The sequence below is a fragment of the Psychrobacter immobilis genome (assembly GCF_904846235.1).
Taxonomy (GTDB): domain Bacteria; phylum Pseudomonadota; class Gammaproteobacteria; order Pseudomonadales; family Moraxellaceae; genus Psychrobacter; species Psychrobacter immobilis_C.
The window spans coordinates 1-15,434 of the sequence record NZ_CAJGZN010000022.1 but is presented as its reverse complement, the minus strand read 5'-3'; the positions used below and the strand labels follow the sequence as shown (position 1 = coordinate 15,434).

Genomic DNA, 15,434 nt, shown 5'->3' with positions numbered 1-15,434 from the left:
TTGCTCAGCCTAGCATACTCTTAGCTTGAAAAGATGCACTCAATTTATTTTAACTGAGTCAGCGTTGCATACAGCATATTGATATCACTAGCTTTGATAATAACTAATGAGAGTAGTATTGCAATGCCATTTCTGTACCGAGTAAGCGCTCAACTAAAGCGCATAGTCTATCACTATATTTAGTGGCATGAAAAGTTAATGGCGGTCTAGTAATGGTATTTTTCTTACTGGTTTTTTGTGACAGATTTTCTTGTTTTTCACTCATCAATGATGCAGATAAGTTGTTTACAATCAATAGCTGTCTAACTCGTTCAGCAATCGCTTGACCAGAATCAATGACTTGTATTGATAGCTGCTGCTGTACAATCTCATCCAATAAGAATGTCTTAAAAAACGGATAATGTGTACATCCCAGCACTAACTGATCGACACCTTCATTAGCAAATATCTGTACCAGTTTACGTAATCTTTCAGCGGTCTCGTCTTGTTCTGACATACCTGCTTCTACCCAAGGTACCAGTTGCGGATCAAAATACTTAGTGACTACTGTGTTATTAGGTTGAGCAAAATTGATGATAACATCATTTAATAAGGTGCCATTCAAAGTCGCTTTGGTTGCTAGCACCGCTACATGACCACTCTTACTCGCCAATACCGCAGGCTTTAATGCAGGGACAAGACCCACAATAGGTATATGTGGATAACAGCGTCGGGCAGTATCTAGCGCATATGCTGAGGCGCTGTTACACGCAATAACTATTAGCTTACAGCCTTGCTTATGTAACCACTCTACGGCTTTTAGCGTTAGCATTTCAATATCTTCGCTGTCACGATTGCCATAAGGTACATTTAATGTATCAGCATAATATATATAATGCTCAGTAGGCAGCTGCTGTGCTAAATGCAAGTAAACAGATAAGCCGCCAACACCAGAATCAAACACGCCAATGGGCGCGCTACGGTTTTTATCGCTTACAACTGTATTACCAGCATGTTTATTGACATCTACTAGATTCATAGCTTTGAGACTCTGATCAACAGATATATCGACACACGGTCTGAGTTTTTCGACTGTCTGGTTTTTGATATCCATCTTTATGCTAATGCCATTATCATATTCTTCATCAATCTCATTACCCAGTTAAATGCGCTATATATATGTTGCGTGTATGGCGTTACTCTACGTCAGCTATCTATCAACTACCTTTATACGATAGGAATTTTTCAGACTAATAGAATCAAGCTATATTATAAAATTATAGCACTCATCGGCATACAGCAATTAATAGATAAACATAATACTTAATCAGTAGGCATCGATAATGAATAAGACTGCCCACCACTCTGTAGCGTCAATATCGTCTTACCATTTTCTTCTGATAATGCTCCAATTTCAGTCAGGTGATAAAAAGTATTGCGGCCGATAAGTGCGGTTAAGCCATTTCTGACCATCATGTAAGGGCGTACCTGTTCTGTAGACGCTAATTCCTGAGAATCTGCAACATCGTCAGCTGTACTCATTTGATTCGCTTGATCGCTTTCACTAAAGTCACTGTTATTGAAGTCGCTTTCACTAAAGTCGCTCTTATTAGAATCGCTCTTATTAGAATTATACGCCTTTAATACAATCGAATGCTCATCGTCTAAGCGAACCACATCCCCTGTCGTCGTTGTAAACTCTAACCAACTCATATCATCTTCATGGACAATACCAACATCGTTTATCAGAAGTGGTGCATCTTCAACTTGGATACGGATTTTCTGTACAGGGGTCTTGAGGAAGTACTCAGTAGTGCCATTATTCTCTTCTTTCCATAGTATCGTGGCAAACAAGCTGACCAATGACTCACGGGTCATTTGCCCGCCTTCATGCCACCATTCTCCGTTTGCTTTGATAATCAAATCCATATCAGCAATATCTTCAGGATGCCATTTTTCAAGCGGTGGTATCGCACGCCCTTCGCGAGTCCCTTTCGTAGACTTAATATACTGGCTTAATGCATCCAAATTATCTAAGCTATCTAGGCTATAAGGCTTACTGGTCGGGGCTTCTGCTATTTTCTCATAGCTGTCTTCAGTACTATTATTATCGTTATTCATTATTAATTCCTTTATTTAGTATTCAAAGTTTGGCTTATCTATTATTACTATAAATTTTTGTTTCAGGTATGATGAAACTTTATCGTTATAACAACCTCATTTTCTTAACATTACCTTAGCATCGATACTCATAAATGCGTATCGTGTTTGTAGGACTTTTCTTTTATAATGAGTAACGATTTTTTATTGAAATGGTCAAGTGGGTGTTGTATTGATGACACATCTTACGTTATACGTTGATATCCTTAGACAAATTGGTATTAACCATAACAGGTCAATTGATGCCGCAAAGACAGTTTTATCGGGCAGCCATATGTCTGAGTGACGTTAGCGCCGCAAGTCTATTATTCAGTTGTTAAGCTAATGATGCCCTGAGATAAGCCACTAAAAGTTTAGGAGTAGGTATGCAAGAGCAAGACAATCAAACGCCAGTTATTGATGGTAATACTGTGAATGCTGACGCACCAGTAGCGACAGAGACCGCAACGCTAGATAAAGTAGAACCAGTCGTAGCGCCAGTTGCCGCGGAACCTGAAGTCGAACGCGAATCAATGGAGTTCGATGTCATCATTGTTGGCGGTGGACCTGCAGGTCTGTCTGCTGCCATACGTTTGCGCCAGCTCGCTATTGAAGCTGGTAATGATGAGTTTATGGTTTGTGTGGTCGAAAAAGGCTCAGAGTTTGGTGCCCATACACTATCTGGTGCAGTCATTGAGCCACGTGCGCTCAATGAGCTGATTCCAGACTGGAAAGAAAAAGGCGCACCGCTTAATGTGCCAGCGACAGAAGATCGTTTTTATTACTTAAACTCTGCCACACGCTCAACCAAAGTGCCTCACTCGTTGATCCCAGGGCCTATGCATAATGATGGTAACTACATCGTATCATTGGGTAATGTGGTTCGCTGGTTAGCCGTACAAGCAGAAGAGCTTGAAGTCATGATGTTCCCAGGCTTCCCTGCTGATGATATTTTGTACAACGACGATGGCTCGGTACGAGGTGTATTGACGGGCGATATGGGTGTGGCCGCCAATGGTGAAGCCAAGCCTAGCTTTGAGCCAGGTTATGAGCTGCTTGCTAAATACACTATTTTTGCTGAAGGTAGCCGTGGTCACTTGGGTAAGCGTTTGATCAGCCGTTTTGGTCTAGACAAAGACTCTGATGCTCAGCACTATGGTATTGGTCTAAAAGAGCTGTGGGACGTCGATCCTGAGAAGCATGAGCAAGGCGTTGTCATGCATGGTCTTGGCTGGCCATTGACTGAAACTGGCTCAACTGGCGGCTGGTGGTTGTACTTTGATGAAAACAATCAAGTAAGTTTCGGGCTTGTGGCTGATTTGTCTTACCACAACCCCTATATGTCTCCCTTTGATGAAATGCAGCGCTTGAAAACACACCCTGTTATCAAGAATGTATTAGAAGGCGGCAAGCGTATCTCTTATGGCGCCCGCGCATTGACCAAAGGGGGTCTTAACTCACTGCCGAAATTTACCTTCCCAGGCGGCGTATTGGTAGGCGATGATGCAGGTTTCTTAAATCCAGCAAAAATCAAAGGTACTCATACTTCGATGAAGTCAGGTATGCTCGCAGCCGAAGCAATCTTTGAGGCGCTACAAGCAGATCGTCAGCATGATGAAGTCGTTGCTTATAGCACGATGTACAAAGAGTCTTGGTTATATCAGGACAACTATGAGTCACGTAACTTCTCACCAGCGATGCATCGTATGGGGCAGTTCATGGGCGGCGCTTTTATCTTTATCGAGCACAATTTGCTAAAAGGTAAGATGCCATTAACCATACATGACAACACTCCAGACTATGATCAGTTAGAGCGTGCTAACCACGCTTATCAACCTACTTACCTCAAGCCTGATGGTAAACTGGTATTTGATAAGTTGTCGTCAGTATTTATCTCTAATACCAACCATGCAGAAGATCAGCCAACGCATCTAAAATTGACTGATCCAACGGTACCTGTTTCGATCAACTTACCGTTATACGCTGAGCCTGCGCGTCTATACTGCCCAGCGGGTGTGTATGAAGTGGTCAAAGATGCTGAAGGCGCTAAGTTTGTCATCAATGCACAGAACTGCGTGCATTGTAAGACCTGTGATATCAAAGACCCTTCACAGAACATCACTTGGGTAACCCCAGAAGGTGGTGGTGGTCCTAACTATCCAAACATGTAAGTCAGGACAATTCTGATTTGAGCTGGTACAGTTAATATCATTAAAACTGCGCTCCAATAAAAACCGCCCTTCTCTGCATAAGAGTCGGGCGGTTTTTTAATGCTTAGAACAAGCTATTTTTACCAATCAATGCTGCTTAGTCTGTCCAAGCATCACGGTTAGCTTCATCTCTGAGTTTTACAAAGTTATCAGGATCAAACTTAATCTGATCCCCTGTTTTACCCTCTTTTACCTGACGCTCATAGTCACGTAGTATTCTTAGCGCTACAGGAGACAAGAGCAAGATAGCCACTAAGTTGACCAAGGCCATCAGACCCATAGATAAGTCAGCGAAGTTCCATATAGCAGGTAAACTGGCAACAGAGCCAATAAATACCATACCTAATACTAGGAAGCGGAAAATCATAATCATCACTTTGGCATTTTTGGCACCAGAGATAAACTCAAGATTTGACTCACCGTAGCTATAGTTGGCGATGATAGACGTAAATGAGAAGAAGAAAATCGCAATCGCCACGAACACCACACCTAGGTCACCCACATACTGTGATAAGGCCAACTGAGTTAACTGAATACCTTCTTGCTCGACATTAGGGTCGACCACACCAGACAAAATAATAATCGACGCCGTCGCGGTACAAATGATAAGGGTATCCATAAATACGCCAAGCATTTGCATGAAACCTTGTACTGCTGGGTGATCAGGATGACTCTTTGCCGTTGCTGCAGCATTCGGCGCTGAACCCATACCTGCTTCGTTAGAAAACAAGCCACGTTTGATACCATTAATCATTGCCTGCGCAATACCATAACCGATGACGCCGCCTGCCGCTTGTTCAAAGCCAAATGCTGATTTTACAATCAACGCGATCGCTGCTGGGAATTGACTGAAGTTAGTCACGATAATGAATAGCGCTAGCAAGATGTACAAGATGGCCATCACTGGTACGATTTTACCCGCGATACGAGCTACTGAGCGCAAACCACCGAATACCACTGGCGCTACCAGTACTACCAGTACCAAACCTGTCATCCACGTTGGCACACCAAAGGCTTCATTTGTCGCTTGAGCGATGGTGTTTGACTGTACGCCATTGAATGCCAAGCCAAAGGCCACTAACAAACATAATGAGAAAAACACGGCGAGCCAGCGTTTGCCTAGACCTTTTTCAATGTAATAAGCAGGGCCACCGCGGTACACATTATCGTTGTGCGGTACTTTATATGCCTGTGCTAAGGTTGACTCGATAAAGCTGGTCGACATACCGACCAGTGCCGTCATCCACATCCAGAATACAGCACCTGGTCCACCCAAATAGATGGCAATTGCCACACCTGCCAAGTTACCAGTACCAACACGCGCGGCCAGCGACGTCATCAATGCTTCAAATGAGCTAATACCACCATCTTTGCGTCCTTGGTTGGACACGCGTAGCAACTTCCACATATGACCAAAATGACGAAACTGAATAAAACGTGTCACGACGGTGAAGTAAAGACCCGCACCAATTAGTAAGAACATCAGTAATCCATACCAAGGGTTACTAGCAATCAGCCAATCGTTGTTACCCCAGATAATACCGACACCATAATTTACGATGTTATTAAACCAACCTACTATCCCTTCGTTCATATGGGCTCCTTATTCATTCTTTATACGCGTTACTTAAATTTCATATCGATATCATATTTTGATTGCCATGGACTATATAAGCCTCTGTGCAAAATACCTGATACCAAAAAGACACGTGCATGATATAGATATTGAGCGACATGCGACCATCACGTTTACTTATCGACTTTATATAGTTATTTTTAAAATAAATAATGCTTATGTTTCATCTTATATAGAATAGATTAAGTGATAATTTAATCGTATAAATTACTCGGTTGCCGTAACGTTAGGTTCTTTAATAAATATTTAGCAAACTAATTTTTAGTAATTTACTTATTATTTATGCGTAGTAGTTTGCAATTATCTTTATTAAACCGTGCTAATATAAATTCTATATCCGTTTAGACTGTTTTATAGTTATCGAAGCTATTAATCAGTACAAGAAGCACAACAGGTTAGCGTGTTAAAAAGATTAAAACTCTTGTCAGGAAGACGAGATTGTTAAAAAGACACTGGATAGTCCACCCTTCTGTCTTCCTCAAGAAACGTTATTTTTGCCATTCGATGGCTTAGGTCAATACGATGCTTAAATAGTTAACTACTTTTATTTGAAGTAGAGAATTACCGAGCATTAAACGTACTATCACGCATCATCGTTTTCACTATATAAAGCAGTACCTGACTATTTTTTATACTTTTCGTGGTAAGAAATAATCGCAGTTCTTTTTATATGGTTGATATTTTTTAGGTAAGACAAAAGGAGTTGTCCTATGGAAAACCACAACGATCCATCTGGATATTGGCGCGCCAATATTCGTCTCATTCTCGGCAGCTTGGTTGTTTGGGCGCTATGCTCATATGGCTTTGGTATCTTGTTTCGTCCATTGTTAGCTGGTATCAAAATCGGTGGTACTGATCTGGGCTTTTGGTTTGCTCAGCAAGGATCCATTGGTATATTTATCATCCTAATTTTCTTTTACGCTTGGCGTATGAATAAGTTAGACAAACAATATGGCGTAGACGAGGAATAGCCCCATGAGTCAATTTGTAATTAATCTTATTTTTGTGGGTCTATCCTTCGCTCTCTATTTCGGTATCGCGATTTGGGCTCGTGCTGGTTCAACCAGTGAATTTTATGTTGCTGGTGGTGGTGTCCATCCGGTCGTTAACGGTATGGCAACAGCTGCTGACTGGATGAGTGCGGCGTCATTTATCTCAATGGCAGGTCTTATTGCTGCTAGTGGTTATGGCGCTTCTACCTATTTGATGGGTTGGACTGGCGGTTACGTTCTGCTAGCGATGCTTTTAGCGCCTTATTTACGTAAGTTCGGTAAGTTCACGGTTCCTGATTTTATCGGCGATCGTTTTTACTCAAAAACGGCTGCTATGATTGCTGTGGTCTGTTTGATTACCGCATCGACCACTTACGTTATCGGTCAGATGACCGGTGCTGGTGTTGCATTCTCGCGCTTCTTAGAAGTTGAGAGTAGTACTGGTCTTATCATTGCGGCTATTGTTGTCTTCTTCTATGCCGTACTTGGTGGTATGAAAGGGATTACCTATACGCAGGTTGCACAGTATGTGGTTCTGATGATTGCCTATACTATTCCTGCTGTCTTTATTTCACTTGAGTTGACCGGTAACCCGATTCCAGGCCTTGGTTTGTTTTCAAACCATGTCGAGTCAGGTGTCCCTATTTTGACTAAGCTTAACCAAGTTGTGACTGACTTAGGATTTGCCTCTTATACGGCTGATGTTCCTAACAAGCTAAACATGGTGCTATTTACCTTGACGCTAATGATCGGTACAGCAGGTCTACCACACGTTATCATTCGTTTTTTCACTGTACCTAAAGTGGCTGATGCACGTTGGACAGCAGGTTGGACACTGGTATTTATCTCGCTACTATACTTTACTGCTCCAGCAGTAGGTGCTATGGCTCGTCTAAACCTAATTGACACCGTTTACCCACAAGGGGTTGCAGAAGCGCCTCTAGAATATGATCAACGTCCAGACTGGATGATGACATGGGAAGAAACAGGTCTTATCAAGTATAACGATCTAAACAATGATGGTCGTATTCAGTTGTACAGTGATAGTGGGTTAGGTGCTGCTCAGATCGCCCTCAATACTGCTCAAACTGACGGTGGCGATGTTGCTGCAGCAACTGCAGCGGTAGAAACCGCTCGTATTGCACATGATGCAGAGCTTGATGGTCGTTTTGCTAACGCTGGATGGGCAGGTAACGAGCTTGATGTTAACGCTGATATCTTAGTTCTAGCGAATCCAGAAATTGCACAGCTTCCACCATGGGTTATTGGTCTGATTGCTGCAGGTGGTTTGGCAGCAGCACTATCAACCGCTGCAGGCCTACTGCTCGCAATTTCATCAGCCATCAGTCATGACTTGATCAAACGTAACTTAAACCCAAATATCACTGATAAACAAGAGCTAAAATATGCTCGTATCACTATGGGTGTGGCGATTGTAGTAGCAACTTACTTAGGTATGAATCCGCCAGGGTTTGCCGCACAGGTCGTAGCACTGGCCTTCGGTATTGCTGCCTCTTCATTGTTCCCTGTGTTAATGATGGGTATTTTCTCTAAACGCATCAACAATCTTGGCGCTATTGCAGGTATGTTGACTGGTTTAATAGTCGTTCTTGTCTATATCTTTATGTTCAAAGGTTGGTTCTTCATCAGTGGTACAGCGAACTTCCCTGATACTGAAGAGTACTGGTTATTTGGTATCTCACCACTATCATTTGGTGCAGTTGGTGCATTGCTTAACTTCATCGTAGCATTCGCTGTATCTTATGCTACTGCGCCACCACCAGCACATATTCAAGAGCTGGTTGAGAGCGTACGTTCTCCACGTGGCGCTGGCGGTGCGGTCGACCACTAAGCTCACAACTGAGGATATATCTTCTGTTACTATATATCACTCACAGGCAGTAGCTGCTTGTGGGTGATTTTTTTATCCTATAGCTATAATAACTAAATTTTAGATTTTTACTTTATCTAAGAGGTTCAATTAGACACATCTAACGCATTAAGGAATATTTTATGCTTTTTGAGTTTATCGCTACCATCGCTGCCGCATTTGGTATGGCTGGACTAGCACTTATCATAACTCACCTCAGCAAACTGGCAGGCAAACGTGCACCTAAATGGCTGATTCCCTTATTTGCTGCTATTGGGATGTTTGCATTCCAGATAAACCAGGAATACAGCTGGTATGGTCAACAAGTGCGAGATCTGCCAGAAGGCGTAGAAGTTGTCAAAACAGCAGAAAGCAAGGAATGGTTCCGCCCATGGTCTTATGCTAAACCACAAATATTACGTTTTATCGCTGCTGATACTGGAAATGCTAGTGTGCAAGTAGACAACCCAAATATATATTTATTCAATTTATATTTATTTGAAAGACGAAGAAGTGTAGAGAAAGTTCCACAAGTTATCGATTGCAGTGTTCCTGCGCGTGCAGACTACGTAATACCAGAAAAAGGTAACACACTGACGGTGAATGAACATGTTAAACAGACCACTGCGTGGCGAGAGCTGACTACAGACGATCCTTTATTTATCAAAATCTGTACTGATGAAATCGTCTGATCCTATAACGCTTAGTACGGTTATGATTATGCTGGTTCATTAAATGCTGATATCCAGTTGCTTTTAATAGCGTTGAGAAGCGGCTGAATAAGTATGCTTTGAATTAGCTCCTAGCAATAGCCCAGCGCACAAGCCACCAAAATGTGCCGCAAATGAGATACCTTGTTGCGGCATCAATCCTTGCTTAATGGTCAGCCAGTAACCAGTCCCCATAACAATACAAGCAATCAGATAACCCCAACGCCGCGCAAATATAGCTCCGCCTATCATATAACCTAACATTGCAAAACAAAGCCCTGATGCGCCGATATGGATAGAAGATGGCGACCCGATAACCCAAGTGACCAGTCCTGAGGCGACCACCAGTTTAATTACCGTGCGATAAGCATTCTTCTCAAACAGCCCAAACAAAAACAAAATCTGTAATAGCGTCACCGTATTGCCAGTCAAATGCGACAAATTGCCATGCATAGTCCATGAAGCAAACACCCCTATAATACTACCCACATCTAAAGCACGCGGTACGATGCCAAAGATGTTCCACATACCAAATAGGGCCACTTCATTTAGAAAAAACATGCCCCACATCGGTATAAGCACAAAAGCATACAGCCCAATGACCTGCTTTATTCGTACTACAATCAAATTAAGCAATTGCTGCCAATTCATATACCATCCTATCCTTATTACCTAGATTTTTTATGCCTACTTAGTGATTTACAGCAAACAAGGGACGCACAGCAGGTTTGAACGACAACAGTGATGCATCCTCATCAGCAGTGAGATAGTTATCACCATGCAATAATGACGTCGAATGATAAGGAACCAAGGCCGTAGGAATAAAGCGACGTGCCGCATCGATATGCTTGATTGAATCATCAAAGAAGATATGCGGCGCAAATGTTCTGAGTACCGCTGTTTTCTCTAGTCCTCCCAAAAAAAACGCCATATCAACATTCACGCCCCACTCTCGCAATGTCTTAATAGCACGCAAGTCAGCTGGTGCATTACGCGCGGTCACCAGCGCAATTTTTATTGGCGAGTATTTTAGATCAGCAGGTAGGCGCTCTTGCAGATTTGATAATTTAATCAATAATTCAGCGTAAGGACCTTTTTCAATCGGTAAATCACGCATTTGTACTTCACGATCATGAAAGGCTCGTAGCCCTTTTTGTTTGTATAGCAGTTCACCTGAATCATCAAAAAGCACTGCATCCCCATCAAAGGCAATACGCAGCTGCTCAGTATCCAGCTCATAAGTATTCACAGGCGTAGCGTCTAGTATGGCACAGGCACAGATATTGGCATCCGCAACTTGCTGGGCATCGTCGCGATTGGTGGTCAAGAACAGATCAACATTAAAGTCTTTGATATAAGGCGCAACAGGGCTACCTGAAACAAAAGCAGAACGGGAGATATTAATATCATGTTCTAGAATTGCATTAAGCACCTGAATGCCAGTGTCTGGACTACTTTTTGAGACGATAACGACTTCGACCAATGGTGTTTCAATATCTGAATCTTGTCCGTCACTATTATCAGAATACTTATTTAGGTTTAGTAACGCTTTAATTAGCGGATAACCTGCACCAATATTCAAGGGATCATTTTCACGCTCGGTCATGTACTCCCTAAATTCTTTTATAGCACTTGTAGGTCGTTGCTCTAGCAGCTCTAGCAAATAGTTTTCTGACTCAGTCAAATCAAAAAGTGCCGTTGCAGAAATTGCGACGATGAGCGTATTACTAAAATCGACAGCCATGACTATCTCTACTTATAAAGTTATATAGGAAAACGAATGAAAACCAGTTTACTACATTCATAAGCCTTTATAACACTAAGAAAAGTTACCAACACGCAGCACCGCATATTGTGATTTTGTAAAACTGCCCTCTCTTAATTCTTAGTCAAAATATCAGCCAATAAAAAAGCCACACTGCTTTATTAGCAATATGGCTTCATACAATAACGTTATACATGAGGATTTAGGTTCAGCTTACCCGAGCAGTACAAGCGAGATGGCAGGGAACATCACCAAAATAACCAAACGAATCACATCAGAGACAATGAATGGAGCCACCCCGCGGAACATATCACTCAGCTTAATATGCGGTGCCATCGCCTTAATCACAAAGATATTCATCCCCATCGGCGGCGTAATCAAACCAAGCTCCACCGTCAATACCGCAATGATACCAAACCAGACCGGATCAAACCCTAACGCTAGAATGATTGGATATACCACAGGTATTGTGATTACTAGCATCGCTAAGGCATCCATAAACAGTCCTAATAGGAAGTACATGAACAGAATACAGATTAAGACAATCATTGGACTGACTGCCAACCCACCAATCCAAGATGCCAAGGTATAAGACAAGCGTGAGACTGAGATAAAATACCCCAATGCCTCTGCACCCAGTAGCATAAAGAACACCACTGCAGAGAGCGCTAGTGTCTCGATCAGTGACTGTTTAAGGCCATCTAAACGCATACCTTTAGCAAAGGCATAAGCCCAAGAGACAAACGCTCCTACTGCGGCGCCTTCTGTTGGGGTAAATAGCCCAAAGAAGATACCAGCAATAATCACAATAAAGATAAAGCTAAATGGTATCAAACCCGTAAGTGACAGTAGCTTGGCTTTCCACGTGGTTTTCTCACCACGTTTTGCTAAATGTGGTTTCCAGCGTACCATCACCATGACGGTAAGTGAGTACATCACCATACCGAGCATACCGGGTAGGAAACCAGCGATGAACATGTCACCTACTGACTGCTGAGTTAAGATGGCATAGACCAGTAGCGCGATACTGGGCGGAATCATGATACCAAGCGTACCACCAGCGGCTAAGATACCGCAGGCAAAGCCTGGCTGATAACCGTACTTCTCCATTTGCGGTAAGGCCACTTTGGTCATGGTAGAGGCAGTGGCGAGTGATGAGCCTGAGATAGAGGCAAAGATACCGGATGAACCGATACCAGCAATACCAAGACTACCCCGTACTCCGCCAAATATGGTCCGAGTGGCTTCAAAGAGTTTACCTGCCATGCCTGAGTGAGTGGCAAACACGCCCATAAGAATAAATAAGGGAATGGCACTAAAGTCATACTTTGCTAAGACATCGACTGGGATGTCTTTGAGCATTTGCAGAGCACCACTAGGCGCTGTCACTGCACCGAAACCGACTAGACCCACCCCTAACATGGCAAGTGCAACAGGCACTCGTAAGACGACAAGCAGAATCATGACAACTAGGCCAATCGCACCGATAATTTCTGGACTCATGCGCCTGTCTCCTCGGCGTCAAAGAATTCGCCTGTCTTAAAGATGTTGATGGATTCGATCAATGAGCGAATGGCCAGTAGGATGCTTAAGAATGCACTAACCATATAGATAGGCATCATAGATATTCGAAGGTCTTGGGTGACTTTGCCATACTCTAAGGCATCAATGGCGCTCTCGTAGAGTCCCCATGAGAAGACGATGCCGATGACAAAGAAGCCCATCATAAAGATACCCATAAGGTAGCCTTTGATAGACTGTGGCATTTTCTGGGTGAAGACATCGACGATGATTTGTGAGCGTTCGACAAACGCGGCAAAGGCAGCTAGTAATGCAAATAGCATGAAGTAGGAGACGATCTCTACACTGCCTTTGACGGTAAAGCCAAACTCACCGCCGGTGAGTTTGAATATGTAGCGTGCGACGACGTCGAGCATGGTGGTTAGGACGATGATAATGAGACTCACCCCACCGATGAACTGGCATAATCTAGAGATTAAAACACTGAGCTTGACTAAAAATGCCATGTGACACCTCCAATTAGGTTAGACCTTACAGGCAGCACTGGCAGCTTTTGCTTTATCATAGACGCCATCAGCATCTAAACCCAAAGCGTTAACATCACTTAGATATTTTTGGGTTCCTCTTTCAAGTGGCCCTTTCCAATCTGGATCATTTAGCGGATCAGGAATCTCGACAATTTCATCACCTTTATCTTTAGCAGCTTGAATTGCCATCTGGTCATGCTTATCAAATACTTCACCAACTTTACTGGCCAACGCCATTCCTGAGTTTTTATCCAAAACTTGTTTTAAATCATCAGGTAAATTGTCGTATTTATCCTTGTTCATCGTGACCATAAGCGCTGAACTATAGAAAGGAATATTGGTATGATATTTGGTAATCTCATCAATCTTAAATGCTGTTACCGCCTCCCACGGGAAGCTTAAACCATCAACAACGCCGCGCTGTAACGAGGTATACATATCATTAGCAGGTAAACCTACTGGCGAAGCACCAGCGCTTTCAATAATATCGCCAGCAACAGCTGAAGGACGGCGAATACGCATACCTTTCATGTCTTCAGGTGTTCGAATTAGCTTATCAGTTGTATGAAGCGCCCCAGGTCCAGCCCCGTACATAAATAATAAATGTGAGTCTTCGTATTCACCTGCTAAAGTACCGTCATCATATAAGGTCTGTAGCATACAGCCCATTTGGGTTGCTGAATTTGATAAACCTGGAAGTTCAGTAATCTGAGTCAAAGGAAAGCGACCGTTGGTATAACCATGCGCTTGTGAACCGATATCGATCGTACCTTTGGCAGCAGATTCATAAGTAACGTCTGCTTTAGCAAGACCCGCTGATGGATATAGCTCAACTTCTAGACGGCCGTCAGAATCTGTTTCTATCTGTTTTGCCCAAGGCTCGAAGACTTCTTTACTGATAGATGAGGTTGCTGGCCAAAAATGTGAAAACCTTAGTACGGTAGTTTCTTGAGAAGTAGCTGATGAACCATCAGTCGTATCAGCAGACTGGTTAGAACAGCCAAGAAGGCTAATAGCGGCTAAAGCACCAATTGAAAAAAGAGGAGCTAACTTCATTATCAATTCCTTTTGATAATTATGAGAATAAGAGTAAGGTATTACGAGCAGACAATTTGACTCATCCTAGATTAAATTGGCTACAAGGTTTAGATATATTTTTTACATACCTGTAATAAAAGTACAGTTCAAAATCAGCAGCTATAATGATAGAAGTCAAATCATTTTTAGCATGTTCTAAAGGATATATTCATATTATAGATATAATCTTAATACTTGGATTGTCTATATAGATAATAGTAAAAAGTAAGCAGAATAAAATAATTCCTCATAAAAAAGCTCTCAGCCTGTTACGCAGTTGAGAGCTTTTTTTGTAAATATCATATGAATATATAGAAACTGATATAAGCATTTATATAAATAATAATAGCGATGAAGCGCTACTTTTCCATTTGCCACTTATCATCTACCCACACAGCATCGTTATCATCTAGATGTACATGCCATTCTGCATCAGTTACCGCAAGACGAATCTCAGTCAAACATTGTAGCCAATGCTCTAAGGTATACATAAGATCTTTTACATCCATACTAGCAGGTAGCTTTGTAGCTCCTGCTAATATGACCTCTGACTCACTATCATCATATGCATAGAGATCGAAAGTCTCTGCATCATCTGCATGCTCAAAGTTTTCATTATACTCATCGACTATTGATGCAACTTTCTCTTGCTCCTGTTGAGTCAAGAGAGTAGAACGTTCAGCAGTATAGTAGAGTGAAACGCCCATAATATGCTCCAAAGTAAATTACAAATAGAAGATTTTAGAAGTGAATAAATCATATCACACCAAGCTAGTTCGTAGGAAAATTTGAATTTTTGATCAAAGCATCCAGCACCTAGCACCGTCACCAAACCTACGACAAAGAAAAACCCCCGACAAGCTAATGTCGGGGGATATTTCAGAATAGAGAGCTGACGATGACCTACTCTCACATGGGCGAACCACACTACCATTGGCGCTACGATGTTTCACTTCTGAGTTCGGGAAGGGATCAGGTGGGGCCATCGCGCTATTGTCGTCAGCAAAG

The 15,434-nt window shown here is 42.4% G+C and carries 13 protein-coding genes and 1 rRNA gene; 4 read left to right on the top strand and 10 right to left on the bottom strand.

Annotated features, from left to right (window positions below; all coding sequences use genetic code 11):
* Positions 1-103: 103 nt before the first annotated feature.
* Positions 104-1,018 carry a glutamate racemase gene (gene murI / locus JMX07_RS12220; protein ID WP_201608228.1) on the bottom strand — a complete coding sequence of 305 codons (915 nt, stop codon included), beginning with the start codon at positions 1,016-1,018 and terminating at the stop codon, positions 104-106.
* Positions 1,019-1,302: 284 nt separating this feature from the next.
* Positions 1,303-2,100 (bottom strand): DUF1285 domain-containing protein, encoded by a 798-nt coding sequence (locus tag JMX07_RS12215; protein WP_201608210.1) that lies wholly within the window; start codon positions 2,098-2,100, stop codon positions 1,303-1,305.
* A 551-nt stretch (positions 2,101-2,651) separates the two neighbouring features.
* Between JMX07_RS12215 and JMX07_RS12210 the strand changes: the two genes are divergently transcribed.
* A complete protein-coding gene (locus JMX07_RS12210; RefSeq protein ID WP_201608227.1) occupies positions 2,652-4,289 on the top strand; it encodes an electron transfer flavoprotein-ubiquinone oxidoreductase in 1,638 nt (545 codons plus the stop codon).
* A 136-nt stretch (positions 4,290-4,425) separates the two neighbouring features.
* Here the strand turns inward: JMX07_RS12210 and JMX07_RS12205 are convergent, their stop codons facing one another.
* A complete protein-coding gene (locus JMX07_RS12205) occupies positions 4,426-5,922 on the bottom strand; it encodes an alanine/glycine:cation symporter family protein (RefSeq protein WP_201608209.1) in 1,497 nt (498 codons plus the stop codon).
* Positions 5,923-6,674: 752 nt separating this feature from the next.
* Between JMX07_RS12205 and JMX07_RS12200 the strand changes: the two genes are divergently transcribed.
* The 3 genes from JMX07_RS12200 (at position 6,675) to JMX07_RS12190 (ending at position 9,518) form a co-directional block, all read left to right on the top strand.
* Positions 6,675-6,935: a DUF4212 domain-containing protein gene (locus tag JMX07_RS12200; RefSeq protein WP_101205298.1), complete on the top strand. Its 261-nt coding sequence runs from the start codon at positions 6,675-6,677 to the stop codon at positions 6,933-6,935.
* Positions 6,936-6,939: 4 nt separating this feature from the next.
* Positions 6,940-8,808 (top strand): sodium:solute symporter family protein, encoded by a 1,869-nt coding sequence (locus JMX07_RS12195; RefSeq protein ID WP_101205297.1) that lies wholly within the window; start codon positions 6,940-6,942, stop codon positions 8,806-8,808.
* A 161-nt stretch (positions 8,809-8,969) separates the two neighbouring features.
* Positions 8,970-9,518, top strand: a complete 549-nt coding sequence (locus JMX07_RS12190; protein WP_101204398.1) for a hypothetical protein — start codon at positions 8,970-8,972, stop codon at positions 9,516-9,518.
* Positions 9,519-9,581: 63 nt separating this feature from the next.
* Here the strand turns inward: JMX07_RS12190 and JMX07_RS12185 are convergent, their stop codons facing one another.
* The 7 genes from JMX07_RS12185 to rrf all read right to left on the bottom strand — a co-directional run bounded on the left by JMX07_RS12185 (position 9,582) and on the right by rrf (position 15,430).
* A complete protein-coding gene (locus tag JMX07_RS12185; protein WP_201608207.1) occupies positions 9,582-10,187 on the bottom strand; it encodes a rhomboid family intramembrane serine protease in 606 nt (201 codons plus the stop codon).
* A 40-nt stretch (positions 10,188-10,227) separates the two neighbouring features.
* Complete coding sequence (locus JMX07_RS12180; protein WP_201608204.1) at positions 10,228-11,280, bottom strand: 5'-nucleotidase; 1,053 nt, start codon at positions 11,278-11,280, stop codon at positions 10,228-10,230.
* 234 nt (positions 11,281-11,514) lie between these two features.
* Entirely contained in the window at positions 11,515-12,804 is a 1,290-nt protein-coding gene (locus tag JMX07_RS12175; protein ID WP_101204395.1) for a TRAP transporter large permease, read from the bottom strand.
* Positions 12,801-13,328 carry a TRAP transporter small permease gene (locus tag JMX07_RS12170; protein ID WP_057761870.1) on the bottom strand — a complete coding sequence of 176 codons (528 nt, stop codon included), beginning with the start codon at positions 13,326-13,328 and terminating at the stop codon, positions 12,801-12,803. Before JMX07_RS12170 ends, JMX07_RS12175 begins: the two co-directional genes overlap by 4 nt.
* Positions 13,329-13,346: 18 nt before the next feature.
* On the bottom strand, positions 13,347-14,405 hold the full coding sequence (locus JMX07_RS12165) for a TRAP transporter substrate-binding protein (RefSeq protein WP_201608203.1): 1,059 nt from the start codon (positions 14,403-14,405) through the stop codon (positions 13,347-13,349).
* A 380-nt stretch (positions 14,406-14,785) separates the two neighbouring features.
* On the bottom strand, positions 14,786-15,133 hold the full coding sequence (locus JMX07_RS12160; RefSeq protein ID WP_201608202.1) for a hypothetical protein: 348 nt from the start codon (positions 15,131-15,133) through the stop codon (positions 14,786-14,788).
* A 183-nt stretch (positions 15,134-15,316) separates the two neighbouring features.
* Positions 15,317-15,430, bottom strand: a 5S ribosomal RNA gene (rrf, locus tag JMX07_RS12155).
* Between the last annotated feature and the right edge of the window lie 4 nt (positions 15,431-15,434).

Bases quoted from the DNA above. Each gene is read 5' to 3' on its own strand.
- murI (WP_201608228.1), bottom strand. From the start codon at position 1,018: ATGAATCTAGTAGATGTCAATAAACATGCTGGTAATACAGTTGTAAGC.
- JMX07_RS12215 (WP_201608210.1), bottom strand. From the start codon at position 2,100: ATGAATAACGATAATAATAGTACTGAAGACAGCTATGAGAAAATAGCA.
- JMX07_RS12210 (WP_201608227.1), top strand. From the start codon at position 2,652: ATGGAGTTCGATGTCATCATTGTTGGCGGTGGACCTGCAGGTCTGTCT.
- JMX07_RS12205 (WP_201608209.1), bottom strand. From the start codon at position 5,922: ATGAACGAAGGGATAGTAGGTTGGTTTAATAACATCGTAAATTATGGT.
- JMX07_RS12200 (WP_101205298.1), top strand. From the start codon at position 6,675: ATGGAAAACCACAACGATCCATCTGGATATTGGCGCGCCAATATTCGT.
- JMX07_RS12195 (WP_101205297.1), top strand. From the start codon at position 6,940: ATGAGTCAATTTGTAATTAATCTTATTTTTGTGGGTCTATCCTTCGCT.
- JMX07_RS12190 (WP_101204398.1), top strand. From the start codon at position 8,970: ATGCTTTTTGAGTTTATCGCTACCATCGCTGCCGCATTTGGTATGGCT.
- JMX07_RS12185 (WP_201608207.1), bottom strand. From the start codon at position 10,187: ATGAATTGGCAGCAATTGCTTAATTTGATTGTAGTACGAATAAAGCAG.
- JMX07_RS12180 (WP_201608204.1), bottom strand. From the start codon at position 11,280: ATGGCTGTCGATTTTAGTAATACGCTCATCGTCGCAATTTCTGCAACG.
- JMX07_RS12175 (WP_101204395.1), bottom strand. From the start codon at position 12,804: ATGAGTCCAGAAATTATCGGTGCGATTGGCCTAGTTGTCATGATTCTG.
- JMX07_RS12170 (WP_057761870.1), bottom strand. From the start codon at position 13,328: ATGGCATTTTTAGTCAAGCTCAGTGTTTTAATCTCTAGATTATGCCAG.
- JMX07_RS12165 (WP_201608203.1), bottom strand. From the start codon at position 14,405: ATGAAGTTAGCTCCTCTTTTTTCAATTGGTGCTTTAGCCGCTATTAGC.
- JMX07_RS12160 (WP_201608202.1), bottom strand. From the start codon at position 15,133: ATGGGCGTTTCACTCTACTATACTGCTGAACGTTCTACTCTCTTGACT.